This is a genomic window from Candidatus Dadabacteria bacterium (assembly GCA_009837205.1).
In the GTDB taxonomy this organism is placed as follows: Bacteria; Desulfobacterota_D; UBA1144; order Nemesobacterales; family Nemesobacteraceae; genus Nemesobacter.
On record VXTZ01000015.1, the window covers coordinates 1 to 23,029 of the forward strand.

Here is a 23,029-nt window from a genome sequence, read left to right on the forward strand (position 1 = left end):
CCCCTAAACTAATCAATGTCCGAAGCGTTTTTGCCAAGGGAGTCTTTGCTCATGAGTTCTTCTCGAAAAAAAGAGAAAATACCTACCGGGTCCGTGATAACCAGAGACCCTTTTCCCAAATCAAAAAAGATATATGTGGGCGGAAAAATCCACGACATAAAGGTGGCCATGAGGGAGGTTGAAACCGACGATTTTCTCTCGGATGCCCCAGATGCTGACCGCTTCAAGATAACACTTTACGACACAAGCGGTCCCTATACTGACCCCGAAGCTGACATTGACGTTCACAGGGGTCTGCCGTTGCTTCGCGAAAAGTGGATAAGGAAACGGGGAGATGTCTCGGAACTGCCCGATTTCTCCTCGGAATTCGCCAGGAAAAGGCTTGAGAGGGCAAACGGGATAACCTTCGGGAACATAAGAAAGCCCCTTCGTGCCTCGCCTTCGCGAAACGTAACCCAGATGCACTACGCGAAAAAGGGAATCATAACGCCCGAGATGGAGTATATTGCCATAAGGGAGAACCAGAGAATCGACGAGCTTAGGGAGGTCTACGGACAGCTCGGGGCTTACCACGAGGGAGTGGATTTCGACGCGCGCATTCAGACCGGCTGCATCACCCCCGACTTTGTCAGGGAGGAAGTTGCCGCGGGGCGTGCCATAATTCCGAACAACATAAACCACCCGGAAAGCGAGCCCATGATAATAGGGCGTAATTTCCTCGTGAAAATAAACGCGAACATCGGAAATTCCGCCGTTACCTCAAGCATTGAGGAGGAGGTAGAAAAAGCGGTCTGGGCATGCCGGTGGGGAGCCGACACCATAATGGACCTCTCGACCGGGGACAACATCCACGAAACCAGAGAGTGGATAATAAGAAATACCCCGGTTCCCGTGGGAACCGTTCCCATATACCAGGCGCTTGAAAAGGTTAAGGGAAAACCGGAGGAACTTACTTGGGAGATTTACAGGGATACCCTCATAGAGCAGGCAGAGCAGGGAGTTGACTACTTCACGATACATGCGGGAGTGCTCCTTCGCTACATTCCGCTTACCGTCGACAGGGTTACGGGGATAGTTTCAAGAGGCGGGTCGATAATGGCCAAGTGGTGTCTTTCGCATCACAGGGAAAGCTTTCTCTACACCAATTTCGAAGAGATCTGCAAGATAATGAAAGCATACGACATAGCGTTTTCTCTGGGTGATGGCCTTCGGCCGGGCTCCATAGCTGATGCGAACGACGCTGCGCAGTTTGCCGAGCTTGATACCCTTGGGGAACTTACCCAGATAGCCTGGAAGCACGATGTTCAGGTCATGATAGAAGGTCCGGGACACATTCCCATGCAAATGATAAGGGAAAATGTGACCAAGGAGCTTGAGATATGTGGAGAGGCTCCCTTTTACACTCTGGGTCCTCTAGTTACCGACATAGCGCCCGGCTATGATCACATAACTTCTGCCATAGGGGCAGCGATGATAGGCTGGTACGGAACCGCAATGCTCTGCTATGTTACCCCAAAGGAGCATCTCGGTCTTCCAAACAAAAAGGACGTAAAGGACGGGGTTATAACCTACAAGATCGCCGCGCATGCGGCGGATCTTGCGAAGGGTCATCCCGCAGCGCAGCTTCGCGACAACGTGCTCAGCAAGGCCAGGTTTGAATTCCGGTGGAATGATCAATTCAATCTCTCTCTTGATCCGGATACGGCGCGCGAATTTCACGACGAGACTCTCCCTGCCGAAGGGGCCAAGGTTGCGCATTTCTGCTCCATGTGCGGTCCGAAATTCTGTTCGATGAAAATCACGCAGGATATAAGGGATTACGCAAAAGAGCAGGGTCTCTCGGAGATGGACGCCGTTCAGAAAGGGCTTGATTCCAAGGCGAGGGAATTTGAGGAGAAGGGGAAAGAGATATACGTTGAGCGGCCTGATTAGGTTTTATGTTAGGTCAAAAGATTGGGGTGGTTTGTCATAACTATAATTTGATCTCACGTCCGACATCATTGCCTGTCAGCGCGTTATTAAGTATATATTTGCAACCTTTTACGAGCTCTTCCGTTCCATGCCCAAGCGAACTGACATAAAAACCATAATGGTCATCGGCTCCGGTCCGATAGTTATAGGACAGGCCTGCGAGTTTGACTATTCAGGCACCCAGGCGTGCAAGGTGCTGAAAGAAGAAGGCTACAGGGTGGTTCTGGTAAACAGCAACCCGGCCACAATAATGACCGACCCGGACTTTGCCGACAATACTTACGTGGAACCGCTCGTTCCCGAAATACTGGAAAAAATAATAGAGAAGGAAAAGCCCGATGTCCTTCTGCCCACAATAGGCGGACAGACGGCCCTTAACCTTGCCGTTTCGCTTGCCGAGTCAGGCGTGCTCGAGCGCCACAGCGTGGAACTCATAGGCGCAAAAATCCCTGCGATAAAAAAAGCCGAGAATAGGGATCTTTTCAAAAAAGCCATAGCGGACATAGGTCTTGAGGTGCCGAAAAGCGGTATAGCGCATAACATGGAAGAAGCTTGGGACGTTGTGGGCGAGATAGGGTTTCCGGTCATCATACGGCCTTCTTTTACCCTTGGCGGAACCGGAGGAAGCGTTGCCTACAACAGGGAGGAATTCCAGGAGTTCGCCAGGGCGGGAATCGAAAGCTCTCCGGCAAGCGAGATACTCATAGAGGAATCCATAGTGGGGTGGAAGGAATTTGAGTATGAGGTGATGCGGGACCACATGGATAATGTCGTCATAATCTGCTCCATAGAGAATTTCGACGCTATGGGTGTTCACACGGGAGACAGCATAACGGTGGCTCCTGCGCAGACCCTTACCGACAAGGAATACCAGCATATGCGCGACGCGTCCATAGCGATAATAAGGGAAATCGGCGTTGAAACCGGCGGCTCTAACATCCAGTTTGCTGTTAACCCCAAAGACGGGCGGATGATGGTAATAGAGATGAACCCGAGGGTTTCGCGAAGCTCCGCGCTTGCCTCAAAAGCCACCGGGTTTCCGATTGCCAAGATAGCCGCGAAGCTTGCGGTCGGCTATTCGCTCGATGAGATCTCAAACGATATAACGAAGTATACCCCCGCGTCTTTTGAACCGACGATAGATTACGTTGTGGTGAAAATACCAAGGTTTGCGTTTGAGAAGTTTCCGCAGACGAGCCCGACTCTTACCACGCAGATGAAATCCGTGGGTGAAGCCATGTCCATCGGAAGGACTTTTAAGGAGTCCCTGCAGAAGGCGATGAGATCTCTTGAGATAGATTCCTATGGTTTCGAGAAGGTGTCTGATGACCTCGAAGAGGTAAGGGAAGAACTCAGGGTTCCCTCCCCTCGGCGTCTCTGGTACATAGCCGACGCATTTCGTCTGGACATGGACTTGGAGGAAATCTACTCGATCTCTCACGTAGACCCGTGGTTTCTTCGGAATATAAAACAGATTGTCGATTTCGAATCTGATATTGCTAGGAACGGGTTTAACCGCGAGACCATACTTCAGGCCAAGCGCCATGGTTTTTCCGACATTGAGATCGCAAAGATTCTTTCCACGGAAGAAGGGGAAGTGAGGAATTTCCGTCTGCGCGAGGGAATTGAGCCTGCTTTTAAGATGGTTGATACCTGCGCCGCCGAATTCGAGGCTTACACACCTTATCTCTACTCGACTTTCGAGAGTGAAAGCGAAGCGCTCCCCACGGACAGGAAAAAAGTTGTGATACTCGGCGGGGGACCGAACCGCATAGGTCAAGGCATAGAATTTGACTACTGCTGCGTGCACGCGTCTTTTGCGCTCCGGGAAGAAGGGTACGAGGCCGTTATGGTTAACTGCAATCCCGAGACCGTGAGCACGGATTACGACACCTCGGACAGGCTTTATTTCGAACCGCTTACGCTTGAAGACACTTTGGCTCTTATAGGAAGGGAAGATCCATGGGGAGTCATAGTTCATCTTGGAGGCCAGACCCCACTCCGCCTGGCCCTCGCGCTTGAGGAGGAGGGGGTGAAAATAATAGGAACTTCCCCCGAGAGCATAGATCTTGCCGAGGACAGAGACAGGTTCAGAAAGCTCGTTTCGGATCTGGGACTTCTCCAGCCTCAAAGCGACACCGCAAGAAGCGAGGGGGAAGCCATTGGCATAGCCCGCGAAATAGGGTATCCGGTCATGGTCCGCCCGTCTTACGTTTTGGGCGGTCGTGCCATGGAGGTAGTTTACGACGAGGAATCTCTTCGAACTTACATACGGGAAGCCGCGAGCGTTTCACCGAACCACCCAATATTGATAGACAAGTTCCTAAAGGACGCGAAGGAAGTCGACGTGGACGCAGTTTGCGACGGGGAAACCGTTGTTGTGGGCGGAGTGCTCGAGCACATCGAGGAAGCAGGGGTTCATTCCGGAGACAGTGCGGCGATTCTGCCCCCGTTTTCGATGGAACCTGAAATTGTCGAGGAAATAAAATCCCAGACGAAAAAACTTGCGCTTTCTCTGGATGTAAAAGGGCTTGTTAACATCCAGTTTGCCGTAAAGGACGGAGAGGTTTACATAATCGAGGTAAATCCTAGGGCAAGCCGCACCGTTCCCTTCGTGAGCAAGGCCATAGGGGTTCAGCTGGCCAAGATAGGGACCAAAGTGATGACCGGAAAATCTCTTGAGGAACTCGGCTATACGGAGGAAATCGTCCCGAAGCACTACTGCGTAAAGGAATCGGTCTTTCCTTTCGTCAAGTTCCCGGAAGTTGATACGATTCTGGGACCGGAAATGAAATCCACCGGCGAGGTCATGGGAATTGCTCCCGACCTTGACCAGGCGTTTGCCAAATCCCAGATTGCGGCCGGCAACAGCCTACCCTCAAGCGGAGTGGCCTTCATAAGCGTAAAAGACGAGGACAAGTCAGACAAGATGCTTGATATAGCCCAGAGGCTGAGCGATACCGGTTTTGATATAATGGCTACAGGGGGCACATCTGAATTTCTCAATAAAAATGGTATATTTTCCCGAACGGTGAACAAGGTTAAGCAGGGCCGCCCTCACATAGTCGATCACCTTAAAAACGGGGAGGTGCAGTTGGTTATAAATACCACTTTCGGGAAAAAGGAGATCGCGCAGTCATATTCGATAAGAAGGACCGCGCTTGTAAACAATGTTCCTTACTTTACCACTCTCGCCGGTGCGGTCGCCGGAGTCAGTGCTATCGAGGCCTTGGTGAGAATCGGTCTCGACGTAAAGGCTCTGCAAAGCTACTATTAACTAGGTTGGGGTATGATTGAGGCGAGGAGGAGATATTAATGAGTGTCCAAAGAGTTCTAATTACTCCTGATGGCTGGAGAAAGCTTCGGGACGAACTGCATAGGTTAAAAACCGTCGAAAGGCAGGAAGTAATCAAGCTTATAGAATATGCGAGATCCCTCGGGGATCTTTCCGAAAACGCCGAGTACGAGACTGCCAAGCAGAGACAGTCGTTCATAGAGGGAAGGATACAGGAAGTAGAAGACCGTCTTGGCCGTGCGGAAGTAATTGACCCCGAGAAAATCACTGCCCGGGACAGGGTAGTTTTCGGCCTTACGGTTACGGTGGAGGATATTGATTCCGGGGACATAAAGAAGTACAAGCTTGTGGGAGAGGATGAATCCGAGCCCGAAAATGGCTTTATATCAGTTACCTCTCCGGTAGGCAGCGCGCTTATCGGAAAGAGAGTAGATGACGAGATACAGGTCAGGGCTCCCGGAGGAATTAAGGAATTTCTGGTTATTAATATAGAATAATCTTTTGGTATGGGCAGGCCGGTTGACAATCTCAAGAAATTTATACTGTTTTCACTTGTCTTCCATGTTCTTATATCTATTGCTTGGGGGAAGATTGTCGTGCAGAGAAGCGTTCCTGTATACGGCGATCACATAGAAGTGTCCCTGAGGCATTTTGAATTTAAAAAACCCGAACCCGCAAAAAAAATCGTAAAGAGAAAAAAGGTTGTTAAGAAGAAAAAAGAAAAAGTCGTAAAGGAAGTGAAAAAGCGGGATGACTCCATAGCGCTTAAAAAGGAAGCAAAGCCCGCCCCGGAGGAGCAACCCGAAGAGAGTTATGCCACCGCGAGACCATCTTACGGTTTTACCCCCAGACCTGGCTATCCCGCGGTTGCCATAAGACGCGGTTACGAGGGCAGCGTGTTGCTTAATGTGCGTGTGCTTCCAAATGGGGAACCCGAGGAAGTAACCATCTCCAAATCCTCCGGTCACAAGGTTCTTGATAATGCCGCTTTGAAGGCTGTAAAGAAGTGGAGATTCGTCCCGGCGCAAAGAGGCTTCAAGGCGGTTTCAAGCTGGGTCAAGGTTCCAATAGAGTTTCGGCTGGAATGAGGCCTAACCATCTGCTGGGGGTTTGCGGGATTTTCCTTCGAGGTCGGGATTTCTTGTTTTTTCCATGAGAAATTATCTAAGTGTGTTCGCTATATCTTTTCTGGTAGTATTGCTTGACCAGCTGACCAAGTGGCTCGTTAAGGCCCACGTGCCATTTCTGTCGAGGATAAACGTGTTTTCGTGGTTCGATATAACGCATTTGCGAAATCCTGGAATCGCGTTTGGCATGTTAAGGAACATGTCTGAAGATATAAGGCTTTACTTTTACATAGTTGTTTTCGTTCTGGTGCTGATCGCGATTTTCTTCTTTCTTCGTAGACTTGAAGAGGAGCGGAGAGTTTTTCGATATGGGCTTGCTTTTGTGCTGGGCGGAGCTATTGGAAACTCAATAGACAGGTTTGCCTACGGATACGTGACCGATTTTATTGCAGTCTACTGGCCGGGGAACCCGGATCTGCTCTGGCCTCCTTTTAACGTAGCCGACTCTGCGATCACGGTCGGGGCGATTTCGATCCTGATTTCTGGAGTCTTGGTGCGGGGCAAGGAGAATTAAATGTTTAGCGGTATAGTTGAAGACATTGGAGCGGTCCAGACGCTTGAAAAAAAGGACAAGGGCGTTCTTTTAAGAATCGGGGTTCGGAAGATCAATGCCGGGGAACTGGATCTGGGAGAGAGCGTGGCCGTAAACGGCGTATGTCTTACGGTAGTTTCTGCGGGAGACGGTAGTTTTTCTGTTGACGCGTCCCACGAAACGCTTTCCAGGACAAACCTCTCCGGCCTCCGGACAGGGAGCGGAGTGAATCTCGAAAGATCTCTTCGGGTCGGAGACAGGATGGGTGGACATATTGTCACGGGCCACGTGGACGGAGTCGGGGTCGTTCAGTCCATTACTCCGGTAGGAGAATCCAAGGTTTTTTCTTTTTCAATCCCCGAATCGCTTGCGAAATATGTGGTCGAAAAAGGATCGGTCGCCGTTGACGGCGTAAGTCTCACCGTCAATTCGGTAAAGGACACTGAGTTTTCGGTGAACATAATTCCCTACACGCTTCGGGAGACGACTTTTTCCGAATTTCGCCGGGGCAGGGAAGTCAATATAGAGTGCGACATAATAGGCAAGTACGTTGAGAAAATGCTCTCCGGCGCAACCCCCCATGCCGAGGGTTCTCCCGTCGGAAGAAAATTGTAGGTTGATTTGAGCGATAAACGACATATTTTTCTTACGGGGTTTATGGGAGCGGGCAAAACAAGCGTCGGCAGGAAGCTTTCCGGAAAACTGCGAATGGATTTCTACGATCTTGACAGTGAAGTGGAACGGGCCGAAGGTCTTTCAGTATCCGAGATCTTTGAATCGGAGGGAGAGGAGAGTTTCAGGCAGAAGGAAACTGAGATGCTCGCCGCCCTTTCGCAGAAAACACCCCCGGCAGTGATCTCAACGGGGGGAGGTGCGGTCCTGCGACAGCAGAATCGCGAAATAATGGAAGCCTCGGGTGAGGTTTTCTATCTGCGGGCGGATATTGATACCCTTTGGAACAGGGTGAGGAGCAAGAAGGGGAGGCCCCTTCTCGACGTCAAAGACCCTAGGGCTGAGTTCCATGAGCTTTTCATGAAAAGAAAAGATATTTATGAACTCTCGCCGCATGTTGTTCTTACGGATGATATGAGTGTTTCAGAAGTTGCTGATAAAGTAATTGGGATGCTCAAATGAAGCTGGAGGCTTTAACTATGAAGAAAACTGTTTTCCTGTTTTTTGCTGCCTGTTTTTTACTTGCGGGTTCCCTTTCGTGCGCTAAGGTAGAGGATGACGAAGAGAACTCTGGATCCCTGTCGCGGGAAAGCGTCCCGGAACTTCTTTCTTCTTCCGGCTCTTCTGTAAAATTCCCCTCCCTCGCGGGTCTTGTCGAGAAACAAAAGCATTCTGTCGTGAACATAAGCACCACGAGCGTCGTAAAGCGGGGGAAGATGCTTCCTGATTTTGGCGAAGGGGACCCTTTCGAGGAGTTTTTCAAGAGATTTTTTCCGAACGACCGGGAGCGGGAGTTCAGGAAAAAGGGCCTGGGCTCCGGGTTCATAGTCAGCAAAGACGGCTACATAGTTACCAACAACCATGTGATCAGCAGGGCAGAAGATATACAGGTCGTTCTCTATGACGGATCGAGGTATACGGCCGAGATTGTGGGACAGGACACCAAAACGGACCTTGCGGTTCTGAAGATAAAGCCTGAAAAAAAACTGAAGCCCGTTGTTTTCGGAGATTCGGACAGGCTTAGAATCGGCGACTGGGTCATGGCGATTGGAAACCCCTTCGGACTCGGCTACACCGTGACAGTCGGAATAGTGAGCGCGAAGGGACGGTCTCTGGGTCTCGGGGCCTACGATGATTTCATTCAGACCGATGCGTCTCTCAACCCCGGAAACAGCGGAGGTCCGCTTTTTAACCTGGGAGGGGAGGTGGTTGGTGTTAACACCGCAATAGCGGCCAGAGGCCAAGGAATAGGGTTTTCTATCCCAACCAACATGGCCAAGGGGGTCATATCCCAGCTCATGGAAAAAGGCGAGGTGGTCAGGGGGTGGCTGGGAGTCGTTATTCAACCTATAACGCAGGAGATAGCCGAGGGCATGGGGTATGAGAGCACCGACGGGGCTCTTATATCCGATATAAGCCCGGGAAGTCCCGCGGAGAAAGCGGGCCTGCGAAGAGGAGACGTGGTAGTGAAATTTGACGGAGAACCTATAAAAGAGTTTACGTCTTTATCCAAACTCGTGGGAATGAAGGCTCCGGGCACTTCCTCTAAAATCACGATTCTCCGCGACGGGAAGCGCGAGGAAATTTCCGTTGTTCTCGGCGAGATGCCGGATGATGAGGCTCCTGCGGAGTCCCAGCGGGACGAAGATATTGAATTGAGTGACATCACCCCGGATATCGCCGCACGGTTCGGCGTTGAGGATAAGGCCGGGGTGCTGGTTACGAACGTGGAACGCGGCAGTTCCGCCTGGGAGGCGGGATTTCGTCCCGGGGACGTGATACTGGAGGTTAACAAAAACCCCGTGGCGAACCTTGGGGACTACAACAAGATCATAAGCGGCCTGAAACCCGGAAAGCAGTATCTCTTCCTGGTAAAGAAACGTAAAAACACGATTTACATCGGCTACGCTCCCAAAAACAAACAGTAGCGGGTAACTATCGGTGATTATTTTCCGGGGATGATTTTCCTTCGGAATTCCTCCGGCATCCGCACGGTTTTTCTCTCTTTGTAGTTAAAAAATACGAGAGAGGTCTTGACCTTGGCGACCTCCTTGCCGTTTTTTTCGTTCACCAGTGCGTAGATAAGTTCGAGAAAATTGTTGCCATACTCGCCGATGCCGATGCTTATTTCCATTACGTCCCCGTAAAACGCTTCCGAACTGTAGGTGATTCCGACGTCTCCCATTATAATTCCCACTCCCTCTATATCGGCCTCAGTGTAGCCGTGTGCTGCGAGGAATCTTACGCGGGCCTCGTGCGCGAGGGTTAACACCGAGTCGTGCCCAAGATGAGAACCGTAATTTATGTCGTCTATTCTTATCGGAATTTGCGTTGAAAAGACGAATCTGCTCGGTAGGTCTATTCTTATTCTTGCCATTTTCGCGGGTTTTCTCTCTGAATATATCTGTATTTTCGGGGCTATAAAAGAATTGTTTGCTTTTTACTTTTCAGGGGTTATAGTCATGCCTCAATAATTGTTCCAATAAATTTTTCTAGGAGGCGGAATTAGATGGAAGAAAGGACAGAAAAGGAGCATGTAAGTAACCACGTTGATATTGAATCCAAAAGGTTTTTCTTTGACGTCAAGGAAAATCACAAGGGTCAGTACCTTAGGATTACCGAACTAAGCGGCGGTAGGTCAAGCATAGTCGTTCCCTTTGAAGGAATAGAGCAGTTCAGAGACAAGCTGGTTGAAACGATAAAGCAATCTCTCGAGTTAGTTGGAAACTAGAGAAATTCCCAGGAATTTTAACCCCTTCCCATCCCTGCACAAGCTTTAAGATCATCTACATGATCGCTTTTGCTTTTACCACTCTGAGTTTTATAAGATTCGGGTCGGGAAGCTTGCTTATAAATCCGACCTGAACATTCCTGAGCCACATCACCTGTTTCGGAGCCAAGGCTTTTTTTATCTTGAAGCGGTTTGATCCGAAAGGGGTGTTTGAGGATTTGAAAAATTCTATTTCAAGCACTATTTTCTCGTAAGCAATGTCGCTTATGTTCTCAATGACTAGCTTGCTTAACGTCGCGGTCGCCCCGGGGATTCCGCTTCCCCATTCAAACTCCCTTATTACTATATCGTGTTTGGGGAAAGCTTCTCTGGGCTGTTCTTGGGAAAATTCCGTGTTCTTGTCTGCGGCCGAACCGGTAGAGCCGACCGAACTGGCCGGAGGATGGACGCTTTCGGTTCCGCTTTCGTAAGCGCTTTCGGATTCATCCGAGGATGGTGCTTCCTGGCGCGGTTCGGCTTTTTTCTCCCCGTCTTTTTTTCTTAGTATGCTAACGGAGGTGATTTTTTTCTTTATCCTCTCCCCAAGGCTTCCCCCACCGGAAAGGATGTAATTGAGTTCCTTTGTTGTTATCACCTCGGCTCCGGAGACGACAATAGATCTTTCAACAGCTTTCGGGCTCGAGAAACCGACGTTTATCCCCGTGAAAGTTCTTTCCTCTCCGGCGGGAAGTACGTTGTGTATCGTTACCGAGGACATGTGAGTGCTACCCGGTCTGGTTTCGCCCTCTTTTTCCGTTAAAAGCAGTTTTATGTTCTTAAAATGGGTTTTTCCTGTGTTCTCAAGAGTGATTTCCGTTATGAAACCTTCCGTTCCGAAGCTCGCACCTTCAAACTCCCAGTTCTTTATGAAAATCACGTTCTCGGCACCTGTGTACGAAGAACTTTCCGACACCTCGGCGCCAGTCACCATCGCCTCAGAGTCTTCAAGATCCGAGTTCATGAAACCCATATCCAAGTTGGAGAAGGTCTTTTGGCTTCCTGCGGGCAGTTCATCGTGTATCTTTCCGTGAAGCGAGCCCAGAAGCTTGCCAGTTCTTGTAAACAGATCAATCCTGATTTTGATGTTCTTATAGCTGGTTTTGCCGGAGTTTGCGACGGTTATTTCTGAAAGTGTTGCCATACGTCCCACTCCGTAGGATTTCCACGAGTAGTCTGTTACGGTGAGATCTTCCCGGGGATTTGGCTGCTGCGCATAAGCGACCTCCGCTCGCAGAGAGAGAAGAAGTGGAAAAAGCAGAAGGGCAAGCGTGATTGTCGCGGCGTGAATTATGCTTTTCATCAGGTCTTAAGAATGTTTATAGTAGTATACCGAAGAGTTTTTGTTATGGAAGTTACGGGGGAGGGCTTTTTCCCTTGAGATATCTTTTAAAAAGGTTATAAATCTAGAACGGCCCAACCGGCAACCGAAGATTTTTTCGGCGCGCGATTCGACGCAACTCATAGAAACAACGGGTTTTTTCAATGGCAATTTACATATTACTCAGCAGACTTACCCCCGAGGGCAGAAAAACCGTTAAGGAGCGGCCCGGGAGAATAAAGGAAGTCGACAAGGAGCTTGAGGACATAGGGGTCAGGGTTCTTGAGCAGTATGCGACTCTGGGTAGATACGATTTTGTGAACATAGTGGAAGCACCCGATAATGAGACCATAGGGAAGGTTTCGGTTGACCTCTGCTCAAGGGGAACAGTCGAGCTGGTAACTCTTCCGGCGGTCTCGGTCGAATCTCTGGTTAAATCGCTTAATAAGGCAAGAGCGGAGAAGACGCCCCCAACGCCATCCGGGGAAGATAAAGATGTTTAAAAAGTATTTCGGTGTAGTGGAAGAACAGTCGCGGGACGTTTTCGGGACGCATCCGAAAAAAACCCTCTCGGCTTTCTCCTTCTTCTCGGTTGCCGCGGTCATTTTGCCTCTGATCATACTCATCCTGTTTATTCTGCTTAAGCTTTTCTAAAGTATTAATGGCAAGAATCAGAACACTTCCGGATGTACTTGTCTCTAAAATAGCCGCCGGAGAAATAGTCGAGAGACCAGCTTCCGTAGTAAAAGAGCTTGTTGAAAACTCAATTGACGCCGGTGCAACCAGAATATCCATACACCTTGAAGCCGGGGGCAAGAGGCTTGTAAGGGTGGTTGATAACGGCCACGGGATGTCCCGTGACGATGCCCTCATGAGCATTGAGCGTCACGCCACGAGCAAGATAAGGGACATTGACGATCTTTTCTCGATAGGGACTCTCGGTTTTCGCGGCGAGGCTCTTCCGAGCATAGCCAGCGTTTCAAGGTTCAGAATGATAACTGCCGCCGAGGGGTCAAGATCCGGTACCGAAATCTACATTGAAGGCGGAGTCGTAAGGAAGATAAAGGAGACTGCATCTCCCGTGGGTTCGTCCGTTGAGGTTAAGAACCTGTTTTTCAACACCCCGCCGCGGCTTAAGTTTCTCAAAAGGCCGGAGACCGAGCTCGGCAGGGTTCTTGAGGTTATCCAGTGCGAGGCCCTTTCACGACCCGGGGTATCTTTTGAGGTCTCCTCGGGTGGAAGAACCATCCATCGCTACGGCGCAAGCGACTCGTTTGCGCAGCGCGCAGCGCAGATAATTCCCGGCACGCTGCTTTACCCGGTGGACTTTGAAGACGAGACGCTGGCCCTGCGCGGCTTCCTAGGAAGTCCTCTGGATCCACGCTCCTCGATGCGCAGGCTCTTTACTTACGTAAATGCAAGACCCGTAAGGGACCGTTTTATAAACAGGATTATAATGGAATGCTACGGAAGGATGGTTGAAAAGGGGAAATACCCTCAAGGGGCGGTCTTTATTGAAAGGGATCCCGCCTTGGTAGACGTGAACGTACATCCTACCAAAAACGAGGTGATGTTCGAGAGCCAGTACGAAGTTGGCCAGAGCATTCGCCGCGCGATAAGCAACATGCTTGCCGATGCCCCTTGGATGAAGGGCTACAGGGAAAGAACCCAGAAGGCCCTTGAAGATTTCTACGAGAAGCAAAAAGATCCCGGGTTTTCCGAGAACAAGGGGTACTCTGCCACAGGGTCTCCGCCAAAAGCAGCTTCCACCCAGGTTGCTCACAATCCTGAGTTGGGGTCTCCACGCCCTCACAACGGTGCTTCCTCTATACCTGAGAAATCTCCAGAGGCGGCAGGAGAGGATATGTTCTCCGATGGCTTTTATTCAAGCCTCAGGTTCCTCGGACAGGTAGGAAAGCTTTATCTTGTATGCGAGGATCCGGATGGCATCATTCTTATTGACCAGCACGCGGCCCATGAGCGGGTTAACTTCGAGAGAATAAAAAAATCCTATCTCGAAGAAGCTTTTTCCTGCTCCCAGAAACTTCTCATCCCAGAAGTCGTCGAACTTACGGTCCGGGAAATCAATACAGCGCAGCAGTTTGCAGAAGAAATGGAGAAGCTCGGCTTTAATTTTGAAGTTTTCGGGGAAAGTGCGGTGAGAGTGAAATCCGTCCCAGGGTTTTTAAGGGACTCCGATTACGCCCGGGTTTTTGCTGACCTGTTTGATGAGCTTGATGGCCTAGGGGACCCCAAGAGCTTGGAAGGGCATCTTGACACTGTGTGCGCGACCATGGCGTGCCACAGTTCTATAACCGCAAACCGAACCCTCTCGGAGCAGGAAGCGCGGACTCTTTTTGCCGATATGGACGCTTCTCAGAATCCACACGCCTGCCCTCACGGCCGGCCGGTAGCGACCCGGATATCGTACAATATGCTTGAAAAGATGTTTAAGAGAACCTGATTCTTAAGGTTGATGCACGGTGATGGCAAGCGAGAATTCCCGAGAAAAATTACTTTTTGCAAATTCATAAAGGAGGACCGAGTCCGAAATGGCTGTTGTCGACACGAGTGGTTTTCACAAGGGTATGAAGATTGAGACCGAAGGGGCAATCTGGGAGATAGTCGAGTACAAGCATTCAAAGATGGCGCAGAGAAGCCCGATAGTCACGGCGAGACTTAAGAATATCGCCACCGGAGCCGTACGGGAAATGAAATTCCGCGCGGGAGACACGTTTAACGTTCCCGATATCCAGAGAAGAACCATGCAGTATCTCTACAGGGACGATGAGATGTTTTACTTCATGGATTCCGAGACTTTCGACCAGTTTCCTTTCAGGGCGGATGCAATAGGGGATACGACGAAGTTTCTCAAGGAACAGCAGGAAGTCACGGTGCAAATGCATGAAGGAGAGCTCATAGGGGTGGAACTTCCCACGGCCGTTGTCTTCGAGGTTACCCATACGGAACCTGGGGTGAAAGGAGATACGGTTTCGAGTACCACGAAACCGGCGACCATAGAAACCGGAGCGGTGGTGGCCGTCCCTCTTTTTATCAATATCGGGGATATGATAAAAGTCGATACGAGAAACGGGAACTATCTCGAAAGGGCGGAATCCTGAGCGAAGACTGTCTATGTTAACTGCGACCTATTTCCCGAAAGGGTCCTCAATTTCCGGATGCCAAAGTTTGAAATGTTCTTTGTGCAGGTCGTGGTATGAATCTTTCTCGAAATACTTATCGTAGAAGTCAAGATCAAGGTGGTGGGCCTGAAATACCAGCCGTACGAACATCGGATCCAGGAAAGCCGGGAATCTTCCATAGTTCTCATAAACGTAGGTGCAGAAATCCTTTACTATCTGTATTCTGACTTCGGAAGGATGGTACTCGTCACGCAGGATCGACGCAGGATCTCTGTAGGGGAACGGATTGTCCTCCTTCCAGAATTGCCCTCTTACCTCTAGAAACCTGTCTACAGCTTCGCTCATGTCCGCCACGTAGGGAGGGCAGAGGGATTCGAAAACTCCGTCCCTTCCAACGGGATAAGGCGGGTTTGTGCTCCTGAGGCTTTCCTCCGGCTGGACGAACCGGAATCCGAGCCCTTTGTGGGAAGGGTCGACCCCGAGTGCGTAATGGGGAAGCAGTCCGGTGAAAGTCCAGCCTCCGAGACCCAAGGCCTGCAGCGCGAGATTCATGTTCTGGCTTATAAAAGCCTGTTCCACGTTAAGCGTGGTCAACACCCTTAATTCCAGGTCGAACAGAGAAAGCCTGACGTCGTTTCTTATGTAGCCTTTCTCTATCCACTTATCAAGGCCGCACGATCTCCCCCCGTTGAGTTCGTCAATAATGTTAAATCCGTACTTGGCTCCGAAGTATATGAACAGAAGCACCATGTACTCGACTGTGGTGTTGGTTACCGGGATAAAGAAAGTCGTTCCCGGCTTGTTCGTATTCCATGCGTTAAAGTCGAAAAGGCCAGGTTCTCCCTTCGGGAGATCGGCTCTTTGGTTTTCAAGGGTAATTCTGCTTGCCCTGAAAAGCTCAACTATTTTTTCAAGCTGCTTTTCCCTGTCAAGCGACATGAAGATAGAGGTGTCGGGGGGTATGAGGTCAAAAAGCCGCACCATGTAAACGCCTTCGTCGTTTGTGTAGAAAAGTTCGGTCGAATGGGAGTTGCAGGAGCACGGCCAGCTTCTGCCGGTCCACTGGAAAAGCCACGATATGCCGGTTCTCGGAAGGTCCCCTAGGGAGAGGCCTGTGGTTCCCGTGCCCGCCCAGATTAAAAAAGCCTCTTCAAGTTCTGAGAGAGGGACCGGGTCGTGAGCGGAACTGTAAGCCAGATTTCCCTCGGGAATTTCCATCCCGAGTCCGAAGCGGCGCGATCTTCTTGAGAATATGGAATCCAGAAGACTGAAGTTAATGGCTCGTTCAAAGCCTTGGGGGATTTTCATTTTTCCGCTCTTTTAGGCGGCCTTGCGAGAAACGGCCCGTTTCCGGTCAGTTATTAAGGGTTTTGCACTCCTCGCAGATTCCGCTGAAAAGCACCGAGTATCCAAGAATCTTGTAATTGTCTATTTGCGGGTCAAGTTCCGAGTAAGCCATGGAATCGTCGTAGATGTCCTCTATCTTTTTGCATTTTACACATACGACATGGTGGTGAGGTTCCATGTTGGCGTCGTATCTTGCGGCGTGATAAAGGGTGTTAACTACTGATATGAGTCCCATTCTCTCGAATGTCTCAAGCGTTCTGTACACGGTGGTAAGGGATATGTTCGGATAGTAGTCCTTTATGTTCTTGTAGATCATCTCGGTGCTCGGGTGCTGCATGCTTCCCGCGAGCTCCCTGTATATCGCTATTCTCTGAGGGGTTACCTTAAGCCCCAGTTCTTTGCTTCTTTTTATGAATTGCGATATCTTGTTTTCGGTTCTGAACTCCGAATTCTTCATAATCTGCCCCTTTAGGGGGATTAAAACAGACCAGTCTCAGTGTACCTTAAAAGTTTTTAAGTCTCAAACCGCGCGCCATGGAGAAAACTGTGATTGAGTTTATGAGAAAAAACAGGGTCGTGGCCGTTATCAGGTCCGCCAGTTATGAAAAATCTCTTGAATTCGCAAGGGGATGCGTTGACGGCGGGATAAGAATCATAGAAGTCATATCAATCTCTTCAGGTTCTGAAAGACTTCTTCGAGAATTTGCTTCGCAGGACGGAATATGCGTCGGGGCGGGTACGGTTCTTGACCGTGATTCCGCCGAACGGATGTCTGATTGCGGGGCCCGTTTCATAGTTTCTCCGCACACCGATCCCGAGATAATCGAGCATTGCCGCAAAAACGGCATTACGGCGATCTCCGGAGCTTTTACATCCTCTGAGATGGTTAACGCCCGCAGCATCGGAGCGGATTTCGTAAAGATATTCCCCGCTTCGAGTTTCGGTCCGGATTACGTGAAAGCCATAAAGGAGCCTCTCGGATTTATGGATATCATGGTCACCGGAGGAATTACCGTGGATAACATTCAGAGTTATTTCTCGGCGGGAGCCGCGCTTGCCGGGGTGTCTACCGCGCTTTTGGGCGGAGGAGAGGACTATCAGTCCATAAAACAAAGAGCCGAGGAGTTCTCCCGGTTCTCCACGTGAAAATGGATACAAAGCCGCAGGCAAGGGAGTTTTATCTTGATTCAATAGACGAGGTGTTTGCCGAGGTCTTTTTTCTTTTCGGCGGTGGCTTTGACGTCCGGATGGAAATTGCCTCAGAAACTTCTCTTGTAAGCGCTTCTTTCTCGCCCCGCATCACGGCAGTTGATCGAGAGAGGGCGGTCGATTTTGAGCTTTGCGCCTTTGAGTGTTCGGGAGTTTCTGCGGAGAATTTAGAGGAGTATCTCGGGGCCCCGGTGCATACAAGCAGTGCGCTTGAATTTTTTGATTATGTTTTCTCCCAAAGATCGAAAGTTGTCTGCGGCGTGGATTTTGCGGGAAACAGCTGGGTGATGGTTCTTGACTGCTCCCGTTGAAAATGCCTGTGGCTATGTTCTTTTCAGACGTGCCGATCCAAGGTTGCGCCCGGGCTTAGTTCGGCGCGGATAACCGACACGTGGTTCAGAGAACTGCGTTTTCAAGGGATTGGATAAACTGAATCCCGTGGATGTTCTTTTTGGTGAGGCGATTATCGTTTGTAATGAACAGGTCTGCCCGTGCAACAGACGCGCACGCGAGCTGTATGGCGTCTGGAGCCTGAATTGAACGGTCCTGACGGATTTCAGCAAACTTGAGGGCGGCAGGGGAATCAAACGGCAGTACTGTCGCAGCCGCGGAAATCGCAAGTTCATAAAACTGTGCAAGCTTGTCATTGCCCATTTTCTTGGGTTTGATGAGAATCTCGCCCAGCGTGAGTGCCGAGGTGAGCAGTTCATCTTCGCGTTCAATCATCCGTTGGCGCAATGCCGAAACTCGCTCGCTCCGCTCGCTTTTGTCTTCAAAGAGATATATGAAGAGATTTGTATCCCAGAAAATTCTGCTCATTGCCATCCCGCACGAAGTTGACTGACGTAGGAGTCCGCGTCTTCTTGGGCCCATATCTCTTTTCCCATGCCACGTAGTGAAAGTATCGGGTCAACCTCCTCGGTATTGGCGCCTCCTGTATAATCATGATTATACCAGTCGAGCAACTCGTGATACTTCTTTGGAATGTCCTTCTCATTCGGGGCATTTTTTCCGGTACGAAGATGGTGGTACGGGTCGCCGGGCTTGAACAGGCGACGGCGCCCCTTGGATGTTTCGGTCAGCATTCTGTATCTTCCCGGATTGGGGGGCCTGTTGGCTACGCAGTGGAGGTAGGCATGAATCTGCACTCCTGGTCTTATTGGCTCCGGGCCAGCGATTTTCTCGATTTCTGCCTGACGAACTATTTCCCTGACAGCAAAGTCTCCTCGGTCGGGGTTTTTTATATGAAGCAGTGCTGTTGCTATCCATACCTCATCAGCGACGAGAACTTTTACCATGTTGTCTCTCCTTATCTTTGTATACAAGGTAAATTTGGCACATTATGATTACAATGTCAATTTGGAGAGGGAAGACGATTTCTATTTATTCCCGAGGTAGACACCGGCACAGCCGCGGCCCTTTGCCAACGGAACGAGCCCGAAATTCGCGACAGGCCCTCGGGTATGGAATCTGCGGGTTATATCGAACATGGCGGTAAGGGACGAGGACCGTGCTGGTGTATCCACCCGGAACTGTACAATCGTCTGGCTGAAGGCGGTCAAGGTGAAGCGCGCCGACGCATTGACTGGGAAGCCGCCAAAACCCGAGTGCTGAGCATTCTGATGGAGCGCGCCTGTCGGAGTGAGCCGGGCTTGAGCAATAAAGAGATTCGGCAGGTCACCCGCTTTGACCGCAACCAGGTGCACCGGTTAATGACCGAGTTACAGCAGAAGAACCCTGACCTTAACCTTCCTGGACGAGGCAGACCCGCGCGACATGAGTTCAAAAAATGCTCACGTTAATGCTGACCGGCGTTGCTGTTTAGGTTCGGAATTCCTGAAGCCTGGATTTAGAATCTCTCCAGAATTTCGTAGTAGGTGTTTCTCTGCGCGGGATTGAACCCGGCGCTTCTTATCATGTGTACCAGTTCATCCACGGTCGAGCGGATTTTGTTCTCCGCGCATCCCAGAACGTTTTCATCGTAAAGAGTTCCGCCGAGGTCGCTCGCGCCGTAGTGCATGGACATCGAACCCATTTTCTTTCCCTGGGTGAACCACGAACCCTGAACATGCTTGAAGTTGTCAAGGAATATCCTGCATACCGAGAGAACCCTGAGGTATCTCTCCCCGCCGACCTCGTCCTTTATTCTTTTTTCAAGCAGGGTGTTTTTCGGCTTGAACGTCCAGGGGATAAACGCCAGGAAATTCCCGGTTTCATCCTGGAGTTCCCTTATTCTCAGCAGGTGCTCGATTATGTCCTCGTCCCGCTCAAGGTGGCCGAACATCATGGTCGCGGTTGTCTTAAAGCCCACGAGATGGGCTTCCCTAGTGATTTTCATCCAGGTGTCGGCATCTATCTTGAGGGGGCTTATCGCTCTTCTTGTCCTGTTTGTCAGCACCTCGGCCCCGCCTCCCGGTATTGTTCTCAGTCCCGCGTCCCAGAGGCTTTGCAGCACGTGTCTCGTGTCGAGGTTCTCGTACTTGGCAATGGCGGCTATCTCCGGGGCAGAGAAGGCGTGGAGATGAAGCTCCGGTATTTCCCTTGTGGTCCTTTTTACTATCTCGATATAGTAGTCAAGCTTAAGTTCCGGGTTGTGTCCGCCCTGAAGAAGGACCGTAGTGGCGCCGTTGTGGTAGGAGGCGCGCATTATTTCGATTACCTTGTCGACGCTCAGTGTGTAGGCGTCGTATGCGCCCGGCGGCCTCCAGAATGCGCAGAAAAGGCACTCAGTGTCGCAGACATTCGTGTAGTTTGGGTTTGTATCAGCTACGAAGGTAACTATGTTTTCCGGATTAAACCTTTTTCTTACTATATCGGCCAGGGAACCGAGCTGGAGCAGGTCGGCCTTTTCGAGAAGCAGGGTGGCTTCATCGATCGATATTCTGCTGCCTTTAAAAACCTTGGCGTAAGTATTTTCAAGTGAGCACATAGAGAAAATTAATAAAGCTAATAGCGTGGACAAAGTCAATTCCGCAAGAAATGTTGCTGAAGTCATCTTCGAAACGGGTAGTGTTTACTCCGCTGTGTATTTTAAATCCATTTTTGTTATCCTGTTTGAGAGGGTCCTGCCCAGTGGTATCTGGCAGTCCTCCCTTCCGAGACTGGTACACACCTGGGTTTCGGAACCGAGGGTCGGTATTTGTTTCAGGTGAGTGGTTTGAGAAAATTTCCTAAAAAAAAGTTTTTTCTTCTTTTATTTCTCTTTCTTTGTCTTTCCTGTGGCGGCGTGGGACTCTTTGTCGACCCCGACCGGGGTCTTGAGAGCTTAGACCGGGAGAATGCGTATTATCATTTTGCGCTTTCGGCGCTTTACTTGGAACAAGGGGACCTGAAACGTGCGCTGCAGAGCCTTGAAGAGGCGGAACGGGTCGATCCCAAGTCTTCTGAAATAAAATACCGTCTCGCCCTGATTTACACGGTTCTTAATATGCGCGAGAAGGCCGTTGCCAAGTTCACCCAGTCCATCGTTCTTGATCCGTCAAACTCTCCGGCTTACAGGGATCTTGCCCGCATCTATCTCGCGTCCCCTGACGAAGCCATGAAGAAAAGGGGCAAGAAATTCCTGCTCAAGGCCGTCGAGACCGATCCCGGGGACAAGGAAACCTATCTGCTTCTTTGTGCGACTGAACTGTATTCCGGAGATCTTGAGAAGGCGCAGAAGTACGCCGAAAAGAGCCTTTCGATCAGTCCTAAAGATGTCACAGTCCACTTCTACCTTGGAAGCATCGCCTCCAGAAGAAACGATCTGGACGCCGCAGTAAAGCACTACAAAAGGGCTCTTGAAATTCAACGGACATACTACCCCGCTTTCGCCGGGCTCGTTGAAACCCTTGAGAAAGCGAAAAGAATCGAAGAGGCGATAGAGCAGTACGAGTCGGCGATCAGGAAATTTGCTCCTTATCGCGATGTCTTTATTTCCTACGGGAACATGCTTTACCGCCACCGCAGGTTCGAGGAGGCTATAAAGCAGTACCACAATGCGGAGGCCGCGGACCCGGAGAATCCCGAGATCAGCTTCAGAATAGGTCTTCTGTATCTTGAAAGCGGCAGTTACGAGGAAGCTATCGGAGAACTGAAACAGGTTTTCGAACGTCTGCCTGCACATTTTGGGGCAAAATACTACTCCGCCGTCGCTCACACCAAGCTCGGGCAGTATTCCCAATCAAGGATGCTTCTCGATTCCATACCTCAAAGCTCTGATTTCCACGTAGACGCGGTCGTCCATGGAGCATACATACATGAACTTGAGGGTTCGGCGCAGAAGGCGATCAATATACTGAGAGAGCTTCATGAGAAGGACCCGTACAATCCCAAGGCCGTGAATTCTCTGGGTGAAATCTACGGAAGGCAGGGGAGACAGGAGGATTCGATCTCTTTATACGGCAGGTATCTTGAAAAGCACCCCGATGACGAATCCGTTCTGTATTCGCTTGGCGTTTCGTATTACTACAGCGACCGAATAACGGAAGCGCTTTCGGTAATGGAGGACATAATCAGCAAGAATCCGCAGAGTTTCGATGCGATGAATTTCATTGGGTACACATACGCCGAGCGGGGAGAAAAACTTGATTACGCCGAGGAACTCATTATCAAGGCTCTTGAGCTTGCTCCCGGGCGGGCTTACATAATCGACAGCTTGGGGTGGGTTTACTATCAGAAGGGCGATTTCACCAAAGCCCTTGAGTATCTGCTTCGCGCCTCGGAGATGCCTCCTCCCGACGCGGCCATTCTGGAGCATGTGGGCGATGTGTATGAGAAACTTGGCAAAAGAGAACTCGCGGTGGAGAATTACACAAAAGCCTTTGAACTCCTGGATTCCAAGAAACTGATTACGGTTGAAGACAGGAAAATCCGCGCGAGGCTTCAAGAAAAGCTAAAGGAATTCAAGCGCGATGAGGCATAGCTGGGTTTTTATTCCGTTTGTTTTTCTCTTTTTTTCCTGCGCCGGCAAGCTTCCTCCTTCTATTGCCGAACACCCTGATCTTTCTGCCATATTGGCAAAGGCGAAACGCACTCAGATGGGCTTTACTTCAATAAAAGCCAGGGCTAGGGTGTCGATAAAATCCCCACAGGGGAAAATTGTTTTCGATCAGGTAGCCACCGTCGTCCGCCCGGAGTTTCTGAGAGTTTCGGTTTTCGCTCCTTTCGGCGAGATGCTCGCGAGGGTGGTTTCTGACGGAGAAAGCGTGAGAATGAAGACCAACTGGGAAGAGTTGATCTTTGAGAATCCGGAGGATTTCAGACTTTCTTACCTTTATCCGGGACTCCCGCCCCAGCTCGGAGTTGAGGACATAGTAAACTTTCTGCTGGGAGGATCCCCATTTGCCATTCCCCAGAAAAGCTACTCTGTACGGACTGGGGAGAAAGAAGGGGAGATAGTTTTCGTGTTTTCGGGAAGCACGCCTCTCCAGATCACGGTCGATTTCCCGAGAAACTTCATAACCAGAGTAGAGGGTACGCTTTCTGACGGAGAGAAGGCTAAAATTGAGTTCTCGCTCCTCAAACGGATTGACTCGGACACCTATTTCCCGAGAAACCTGCTTTTTGAGACCGCCGATTACAGTCTCAACGTGAATTATGATGAGAATTTACGGGTAAACTCAAAGACGGATATTTCTTTTTTCCGGTCCGCAGAGGAACCCTGA

The 23,029-nt window shown here is 50.2% G+C and carries 23 protein-coding genes and 1 pseudogene; 17 read left to right on the forward strand and 7 right to left on the reverse strand.

What is annotated here, in order from left to right; genetic code table 11:
• Nucleotides 1–51: 51 nt before the first annotated feature.
• From thiC to F4Z13_03065, 8 genes are all read left to right on the forward strand, one after another.
• Nucleotides 52–1,932 (forward strand): phosphomethylpyrimidine synthase ThiC, encoded by a 1,881-nt coding sequence (gene thiC / locus F4Z13_03030; GenBank protein ID MXZ48216.1) that lies wholly within the window; start codon nt 52–54, stop codon nt 1,930–1,932.
• Between the two features lie 127 nt (nt 1,933–2,059).
• A complete protein-coding gene (carB, locus tag F4Z13_03035; protein MXZ48217.1) occupies nt 2,060–5,248 on the forward strand; it encodes a carbamoyl-phosphate synthase large subunit in 3,189 nt (1,062 codons plus the stop codon).
• Nucleotides 5,249–5,286: 38 nt separating this feature from the next.
• Complete coding sequence (greA, locus tag F4Z13_03040; GenBank protein MXZ48218.1) at nt 5,287–5,763, forward strand: transcription elongation factor GreA; 477 nt, start codon at nt 5,287–5,289, stop codon at nt 5,761–5,763.
• 9 nt (nt 5,764–5,772) lie between these two features.
• Nucleotides 5,773–6,354 (forward strand): energy transducer TonB, encoded by a 582-nt coding sequence (locus tag F4Z13_03045; GenBank protein MXZ48219.1) that lies wholly within the window; start codon nt 5,773–5,775, stop codon nt 6,352–6,354.
• A gap of 64 nt (nt 6,355–6,418) precedes the next feature.
• Nucleotides 6,419–6,907 (forward strand): signal peptidase II, encoded by a 489-nt coding sequence (gene lspA / locus F4Z13_03050; GenBank protein MXZ48220.1) that lies wholly within the window; start codon nt 6,419–6,421, stop codon nt 6,905–6,907.
• Entirely contained in the window at nt 6,908–7,540 is a 633-nt protein-coding gene (locus F4Z13_03055) for a riboflavin synthase (GenBank protein ID MXZ48221.1), read from the forward strand.
• Nucleotides 7,541–7,546: 6 nt separating this feature from the next.
• Nucleotides 7,547–8,059, forward strand: a complete 513-nt coding sequence (locus F4Z13_03060) for a shikimate kinase (protein MXZ48222.1) — start codon at nt 7,547–7,549, stop codon at nt 8,057–8,059.
• A complete protein-coding gene (locus F4Z13_03065; protein MXZ48223.1) occupies nt 8,056–9,525 on the forward strand; it encodes a DegQ family serine endoprotease in 1,470 nt (489 codons plus the stop codon). Before F4Z13_03060 ends, F4Z13_03065 begins: the two co-directional genes overlap by 4 nt.
• A gap of 17 nt (nt 9,526–9,542) precedes the next feature.
• Here the strand turns inward: F4Z13_03065 and F4Z13_03070 are convergent, their stop codons facing one another.
• Complete coding sequence (locus F4Z13_03070) at nt 9,543–9,974, reverse strand: thioesterase (protein MXZ48224.1); 432 nt, start codon at nt 9,972–9,974, stop codon at nt 9,543–9,545.
• Nucleotides 9,975–10,106: 132 nt separating this feature from the next.
• Between F4Z13_03070 and F4Z13_03075 the strand changes: the two genes are divergently transcribed.
• Nucleotides 10,107–10,328 carry a DNA-binding protein gene (locus F4Z13_03075; GenBank protein ID MXZ48225.1) on the forward strand — a complete coding sequence of 74 codons (222 nt, stop codon included), beginning with the start codon at nt 10,107–10,109 and terminating at the stop codon, nt 10,326–10,328.
• A 55-nt stretch (nt 10,329–10,383) separates the two neighbouring features.
• On the opposite strand, the gene F4Z13_03080 is transcribed toward F4Z13_03075, so the two are convergent.
• Nucleotides 10,384–11,667 (reverse strand): hypothetical protein, encoded by a 1,284-nt coding sequence (locus F4Z13_03080; GenBank protein MXZ48226.1) that lies wholly within the window; start codon nt 11,665–11,667, stop codon nt 10,384–10,386.
• A gap of 182 nt (nt 11,668–11,849) precedes the next feature.
• Between F4Z13_03080 and F4Z13_03085 the strand changes: the two genes are divergently transcribed.
• From F4Z13_03085 to efp, 3 genes are all read left to right on the forward strand, one after another.
• Nucleotides 11,850–12,188 (forward strand): GYD domain-containing protein, encoded by a 339-nt coding sequence (locus F4Z13_03085; protein MXZ48227.1) that lies wholly within the window; start codon nt 11,850–11,852, stop codon nt 12,186–12,188.
• Nucleotides 12,189–12,346: 158 nt separating this feature from the next.
• Complete coding sequence (mutL, locus tag F4Z13_03090) at nt 12,347–14,149, forward strand: DNA mismatch repair endonuclease MutL (protein MXZ48228.1); 1,803 nt, start codon at nt 12,347–12,349, stop codon at nt 14,147–14,149.
• A gap of 88 nt (nt 14,150–14,237) precedes the next feature.
• Nucleotides 14,238–14,807: an elongation factor P gene (gene efp / locus F4Z13_03095; GenBank protein ID MXZ48229.1), complete on the forward strand. Its 570-nt coding sequence runs from the start codon at nt 14,238–14,240 to the stop codon at nt 14,805–14,807.
• A 27-nt stretch (nt 14,808–14,834) separates the two neighbouring features.
• On the opposite strand, the gene F4Z13_03100 is transcribed toward efp, so the two are convergent.
• Both F4Z13_03100 and F4Z13_03105 read right to left on the reverse strand, forming a co-directional pair.
• Nucleotides 14,835–16,136 carry a hypothetical protein gene (locus F4Z13_03100; protein MXZ48230.1) on the reverse strand — a complete coding sequence of 434 codons (1,302 nt, stop codon included), beginning with the start codon at nt 16,134–16,136 and terminating at the stop codon, nt 14,835–14,837.
• A gap of 46 nt (nt 16,137–16,182) precedes the next feature.
• Nucleotides 16,183–16,632, reverse strand: a complete 450-nt coding sequence (locus tag F4Z13_03105; protein MXZ48231.1) for a transcriptional repressor — start codon at nt 16,630–16,632, stop codon at nt 16,183–16,185.
• A 77-nt stretch (nt 16,633–16,709) separates the two neighbouring features.
• Here F4Z13_03105 and F4Z13_03110 point away from each other — a divergent pair, with 77 nt between their 5' ends.
• Together F4Z13_03110 and F4Z13_03115 are read left to right on the forward strand one after the other, a co-directional pair.
• Entirely contained in the window at nt 16,710–17,321 is a 612-nt protein-coding gene (locus F4Z13_03110; GenBank protein MXZ48232.1) for a bifunctional 4-hydroxy-2-oxoglutarate aldolase/2-dehydro-3-deoxy-phosphogluconate aldolase, read from the forward strand.
• A gap of 2 nt (nt 17,322–17,323) precedes the next feature.
• Nucleotides 17,324–17,695, forward strand: a complete 372-nt coding sequence (locus F4Z13_03115) for a hypothetical protein (GenBank protein ID MXZ48233.1) — start codon at nt 17,324–17,326, stop codon at nt 17,693–17,695.
• A gap of 85 nt (nt 17,696–17,780) precedes the next feature.
• On the opposite strand, the gene F4Z13_03120 is transcribed toward F4Z13_03115, so the two are convergent.
• Both F4Z13_03120 and F4Z13_03125 read right to left on the reverse strand, forming a co-directional pair.
• On the reverse strand, nt 17,781–18,257 hold the full coding sequence (locus tag F4Z13_03120) for a PIN domain-containing protein (protein ID MXZ48234.1): 477 nt from the start codon (nt 18,255–18,257) through the stop codon (nt 17,781–17,783).
• Nucleotides 18,200–18,682 (reverse strand): hypothetical protein, encoded by a 483-nt coding sequence (locus F4Z13_03125; GenBank protein MXZ48235.1) that lies wholly within the window; start codon nt 18,680–18,682, stop codon nt 18,200–18,202. The genes F4Z13_03120 and F4Z13_03125 overlap by 58 nt, the downstream gene beginning before the upstream one ends.
• Nucleotides 18,683–18,772: 90 nt before the next feature.
• On the opposite strand from F4Z13_03125, the pseudogene F4Z13_03130 reads away from it, so the two are divergent.
• A pseudogene (locus F4Z13_03130) lies at nt 18,773–19,186 on the forward strand (AAA family ATPase).
• 47 nt (nt 19,187–19,233) lie between these two features.
• On the opposite strand, the gene mqnC reads toward F4Z13_03130, so the two are convergent.
• Entirely contained in the window at nt 19,234–20,313 is a 1,080-nt protein-coding gene (mqnC, locus tag F4Z13_03135) for a dehypoxanthine futalosine cyclase (protein MXZ48236.1), read from the reverse strand.
• Between the two features lie 297 nt (nt 20,314–20,610).
• Here mqnC and F4Z13_03140 point away from each other — a divergent pair, with 297 nt between their 5' ends.
• Together F4Z13_03140 and F4Z13_03145 are read left to right on the forward strand one after the other, a co-directional pair.
• On the forward strand, nt 20,611–22,287 hold the full coding sequence (locus F4Z13_03140; protein ID MXZ48237.1) for a tetratricopeptide repeat protein: 1,677 nt from the start codon (nt 20,611–20,613) through the stop codon (nt 22,285–22,287).
• Nucleotides 22,277–23,029, forward strand: a complete 753-nt coding sequence (locus tag F4Z13_03145) for a hypothetical protein (protein MXZ48238.1) — start codon at nt 22,277–22,279, stop codon at nt 23,027–23,029. Before F4Z13_03140 ends, F4Z13_03145 begins: the two co-directional genes overlap by 11 nt.